The organism is Rhizobacter sp., assembly GCF_035702065.1.
Classification (GTDB): Bacteria; Pseudomonadota; Gammaproteobacteria; order Burkholderiales; family Burkholderiaceae_C; genus Rhizobacter.
This window is the reverse complement of record NZ_DASSRA010000104.1, coordinates 1-5,094: the sequence shown is the minus strand read 5'-3', so window position 1 is coordinate 5,094 and position 5,094 is coordinate 1. Positions and strand designations below refer to the sequence as shown.

Here is a 5,094-nt window from a genome sequence, read left to right as displayed (position 1 = left end):
CGCGCGCGGGCCGTGGTGCTTGCGACCGGTGGCACCGGGCGGCTGCACTTCAACAGCTTCCCCACCTCCAACCCCGTCGGTGCCACCGGCGATGGGCTGGTGGTGGCCTACCGGGCCGGTGCGCGCCTGCGCGAGCTGGATTCCTTCCAGTACCACCCGACCGGCATCGCCTACCCGCCCCATTTGGCGGGCGGCCTGATCTCCGAGGCGGCACGCTCCGCCGGCGCCAAGCTGATCAACGGCGAGGGCGAGCGCTTCGTCGACGAGCTGCAGCCGCGCGACGTGGTGGCCGCGGCCATCCTGCGCGAATGCGCCGAAGGGCGTGGCATCGAGCGCGGTGGGCAGGTGGGGGTGTTCCTCGACATCCCCACGCTCGAACAAGAGCAGCCCGGCATCCTCAAGAAGCGCCTCGTGACCGTCGGCCACCTGGCCAAGAAGTGCGGGCACGACCCGGCTGTCGAGCCCTTCATGGTCTACCCGACGCTGCACTACCAGAACGGTGGCGTGGCCATCGACAAGACCGGCGCCAGCGGCGTGCAAGGCCTCTACTGCGTCGGCGAGCTGGCCGGTGGCATCCACGGCCGCAACCGCCTGATGGGCAATGCGCTGCTCGACATCCTGAGCATGGGCCGGCGTGCCGGTACCGCGGCTGCACAGCGCCAGGGCGACCCGCTGCTCGGCCGCGCCGGCATCGGCCACGTGCATGCCTGGCAGCGCGAGTTGACGCTCGCGGGCCTGCCCTTGGACGTGAAGGCGCCGCAGCTCTTTCCCGACTACGCGAACTTCGACCTCGCACGCGACGCCGGCCTGGGCACCGGCAGGCCCATGCCGCTGATGGGGGGCATGCGATGAGCCAGAGCGTCTTGAACCAGGTTCTGATGAAAGACGCGGTGCGCGTCGGCGCGGACCTGAACGCCTGGCTGGCGCAGGGTGGCGGCGTCGGGCTCGCCAATGCCCTGCGCGATCCGCAAGCCATCCTGCCGACCATCGAGCACGCGGACCTGCGCGGCATGGGCGGGGCGGGCTTTGCGACCCACCGCAAATGGGCGCCCGTTGCGGCCAACGCGAGTGCTGACAAGTACGTGATCTGCAATGGCAACGAAGACGAGCCCGGCACCTTCAAGGACCGCTTCCTGTTGGAGCACACGCCGCACACGGTGATCGAAGGCGCCTTGATCGCGGCGGTGGCCACACGCGCCAACCACGTGGTGCTCTACATCAACCCGCACGAGGAGCGCGCAATGGCGGGGGTGCGGGAGGCGGTGGAGCAGTGGCGCGCGCACCCGCACTTCGCGGCGATCGAAACCCTGCTCGGCGGGCCGCTGTCGCTGCAGGTCGTCGCCAGTTCGGGCCTCTACATCGGGGGCGAGGAGACGGCGGTGATCTCCACCGTCGAAGGCGGCTTCCCGTTCCCGCGCCGCAAGCCGCCCTTTCCGGCCGAGCAGGGCGTGTTCGGCAAACCGACCATCGTCAACAACACCGAGACGCTGGCGCACGTGCCGGGCATCCTGCGCCACGGGGCCGACTGGTACCGCGGCCTGGGCCTCGGCAAGGCAAGCGGCACCAAGCTCTACTCGCTCTCGGGCGACGTGCTGCGCCCCGGCTTGTACGAGCTGCCCATGGGGACTTCGCTGCAAAGCCTGGTCTTCGAGCACGGCGGCGGCATGCTGCTGGGCAAGGAGTTCAAGGCCGTGTTCACCGGCGGGCCGTCGAACACCTTGCTCACGAAGCGCGACCTCGACGTCGCGCTCGACTTCGACAGCGTCCGCGAGCGGCAGTCGCGCCTGGGCACGGGCGCGATGATCGTCGTGTCCGAAGGCACGAGCATCGTGCGCAAGGTGGCGGAGTACGTGGAGTTCTTCGCGCAGGGCTCGTGCGGCCAATGCCCGCCGTGCAAGGGCGGCACCTTCCAGCTCACCCGCCCGCTCAACCGCATCGACACCGGCCGCGGCGTGCCGGCCGATCTCGAAGCGCTGGAGAACCTGTGCGGCCTGCTGCCCGGCAGTGGCCGCTGCGGGCTCATCGACGGCGCGGTGACGGTGGTGGCGAGTTCGCTGCAGCAGTTCCGCCAGGAGTATGAGAGCGTGCTGCTTCGTTCGTAGGCGTCAGAACACGAATGGCACGAAGCGCTTGCTTGTGCGCATGTAGTGCGCGTACTCGTTGCCGAAGTGCTGCAGGCACTCGGCCTCGTCGCGCAGCGCGGTGATCAGCAGGGCAATGCTCGCGCCGCCAGCGAGCAGCGTGCTGGCGAGGGTGAGGTCCTTGAGGTAGGCCCCCCAGGTGAGGTAGAGCAGGGCGGCGTACATCGGGTGGCGGATGAAGCGGAAGATGCCGCTCGTCACCAGCGCCGAGGTCTTCTCGAAGGCGAACAGCTCAGCATCGGGCCGTGCTTCGCCGGGGCGGCCGATCCGCTTGAGCAGCTTCAACGCCTCGACCACCAGCACGATCGAGAGCAGCAGCAACAGCCACGAGGCGATCTGCCGCGGCGAGAACGGGTCGACCGTCCACATCGGAAAGTTGATCAGCACCAGGGCCAGCATCATTTCCCACGCGAAGAAGCGGTAGAAGCCGTGCGAGCGCGGGTTGCGCAGGGCGTTGCGCGAGACGTACAGGAAGAAGGCGCTGCCTGCAGCGAACAGGGCCCAGGTCGTCCATCCGGTCATAGGCTCGGCTCCAGCTTTCCGGAGGGTTGGGTGGCTGCGAAGGCCGGCGGTGCCGGTTTGCGACCGTTGACGAATGTGGCTTGCACGCGCTTGGAAACGAGGAAGTAGCTGCCCCAGATGGCGGCGGCGACCACCGCGCGTGCCAACTCTCCCCAATCCTTGCTGGTGATCTGCGTGGCGGCGGCAGGGATCATCTGGGCGAGGCCCAGATCCAGGCCGTGCATGACGGCGCCGAAGACGAGCATGCCGGTGTACAGCCTGGGAAGCGCGCGGCGCCTCTGGAAGAACATCACCAGCACCAGAACCGAAAGCACCAGGTAGGCGAGGTTGGCGGCCAGTTCGTACAACAGCATCGGTGCCCAGAACGCGTGGTACGAGGCGCCGCCCATGGTGGTGAACTGCGCCCAGCGGTCGGCGGCATACGACGGTGCCAAGCCGAACAGATCGATCACCAGGCGGATGGGCAGGACCACCGCACCCAGGGCCGGCAGGATCAGCCAGCCGCCGATGCCTTGCAGCGTGCTATCGAAGGGCTGCGGTGGCGCCGCGGGCGGGTCGTGGCGGTAGAGCTTGAGCGCCAACCACACATAGACGCCCAGAAGCAGCAGCGCGAGCAGGGCCACCGTCCAGTTCATGCGGTCGATGCCGGTGGTGCGGGTGGGGGCGGGTGCTGCATCGTCTTGCCAATAGAGGGCCAGGTCGACCGCGGTACGTGCGCGCCCGAGGTTGGCCGCGTAGCGCTCGGTGTCGGCCGGCAGGACGTGGTCGGCGCGCGAGCGGAAGCTGTCGACCAGGGTCAGGACCTTGTTCTTCTCCGACTTCTTGCGTTCGAACTCGAAGTTCGCGTCTTCGACCCGAACGGTTTCGGTGCGCGTGCCCCAGGCTTCGGGCAGGCGCACTTCCGTGGTGTGGGTGACGTTGATCGGGTGGGCGAGCGCAAGCGGGGCATGCCGGATGGATTCACGTGGGCCTCGCAGGTAGTCGTCGACCTCGGGCACGTGGATGGAGGCTTCCATGCGCTTGCGGTCTTCGATGCGCTTCCAGAAGTCGGTGATGAGGTAGCGCTCTGTGATGGTGACGCGGTTGTTCTGCTCGTCTTCTTCCACGCCCATGGGCGCATCGACCACGATCTTGGGGTAATAGCGTGCGTAGAAGTTGAGATAGCGCTTCTGCAGGTCTTCACGGTTCTCGGTGGCAAGCGTGTTGCGCAGGCTCTCGGCGCCAGCCCCTTGCGTGGTGGTCGTCACGGTGTAGCGCACCGGCTTGTCGAGGCCATCTTGAGCCTCGTACACGGTGTGGACGGTGCGCATGGCCACCGGGCTGTCCTTGGCCATGTCGGCCAACTCGTGGGTGGCGTCATCGACCACGAGCGCGGCTTCGTAGTTGGGCTGGAACAGATGCGCCAGATCGCCTTTCTGCGGTGCACGTGTGGGGTCGATCCAGTAGACCTTCCCTTTCAGGCTGGCTCGCACGATCACATGGTTGAAGGCATACGGCGTGGGCTGCAGGTCGCGGATGCCGCGGCGCAACCCGGTGTGGACAAGTGCCGCGCGCGCATCGATGCCCAGGGCCTGGAGCAGGGTCATGGTGAGCAGCGACTTGTCCTTGCAATCGCCGAAACGGCGCTCCAGGACCGTGGCCGGCGCGCTGGGTGCGTGCGAACCAGGACCGATCTCGACCCCGAGGTAGCGGACTTCGCGCTGCACGAACTGCAGCGCGGCCAGCATGCGGTCTTCGGGCGTTGCGTGAGTGCGCGCGATGCGATCGGCCTCGGCCTGCAAGGCCGGGCTGAGTCGCGGCGGCAGGCGGTAGTACGGGGTGGCCCAGCGAGCGACCGATTGCCAGTCCTTGAACTCGCCCCATTGCACCGAGGGGTAGGGGTCGAACCAGTTGGGCGTGTCGGACTCGAGCACCCGTGCCGTAACGTTCTTCGCCTGCCACACGTATTCGCGGTGGCTGCCGAGATCGCTCACCGCCGCAGGTACTGCCTCGTTTCGCGGCAGCAGTTCGAGCGGACGGCCCTGAGGCCACAGCAGCCGGGCGTACACGTGATGCACCGGCGCGGCCCATTGCAAGTCGACGCGGCCGAAATGGCGGTTGCCGAACACGGGGTTGCTGCCACGCAGCGAGTAGGCGTACTCGACGATGTCGCCCACGCGAACGTCGTCGAGAAAGACGTTGGCCGTCTTGCTGCCGTCGAAGATCAGGTACTCGAGTTCCTTCTCGCGCTGCAGGACCTTCACCGATGCCGTGCCCAGCTTCGGGATCAGCCGTTCCCCGCGGCGCACCTGGATGCTGTGCAGTGTGAGCGTCTGGTACGAGGGGTCGAAGCCGATCTCGACGTGGGCCACCGACTCCACGCCGCGCTGGTTGATCGCCTTGCTGGCCATGTGCCGGTACTGCGTCTTGCCTTGGGCGTCGACGCGGACCT

Annotated in this window: 4 protein-coding genes; 2 read left to right on the top strand and 2 right to left on the bottom strand. The window is 67.6% G+C overall.

The annotated features are described in order from the left end of the window. Positions 1–852, top strand: an 852-nt coding sequence (locus tag VFL64_RS04725; RefSeq protein WP_489539230.1) for an FAD-binding protein, incomplete at its 5' end; no start/stop codon positions are given. Further along, on the top strand, positions 849–2,102 hold the full coding sequence (locus tag VFL64_RS04720; protein WP_489539229.1) for a complex I 51 kDa subunit family protein: 1,254 nt from the start codon (positions 849–851) through the stop codon (positions 2,100–2,102). The genes VFL64_RS04725 and VFL64_RS04720, both read left to right, overlap by 4 nt. A gap of 3 nt (positions 2,103–2,105) precedes the next feature. Here the strand turns inward: VFL64_RS04720 and VFL64_RS04715 are convergent, their stop codons facing one another. Next, positions 2,106–2,663: a methyltransferase family protein gene (locus tag VFL64_RS04715; protein ID WP_489539228.1), complete on the bottom strand. Its 558-nt coding sequence runs from the start codon at positions 2,661–2,663 to the stop codon at positions 2,106–2,108. Continuing rightward, positions 2,660–5,094 (bottom strand): DUF3857 domain-containing protein (locus VFL64_RS04710; RefSeq protein ID WP_489539227.1); only part of this gene is annotated, 2,435 nt, incomplete at its 5' end. The genes VFL64_RS04710 and VFL64_RS04715, both read right to left, overlap by 4 nt.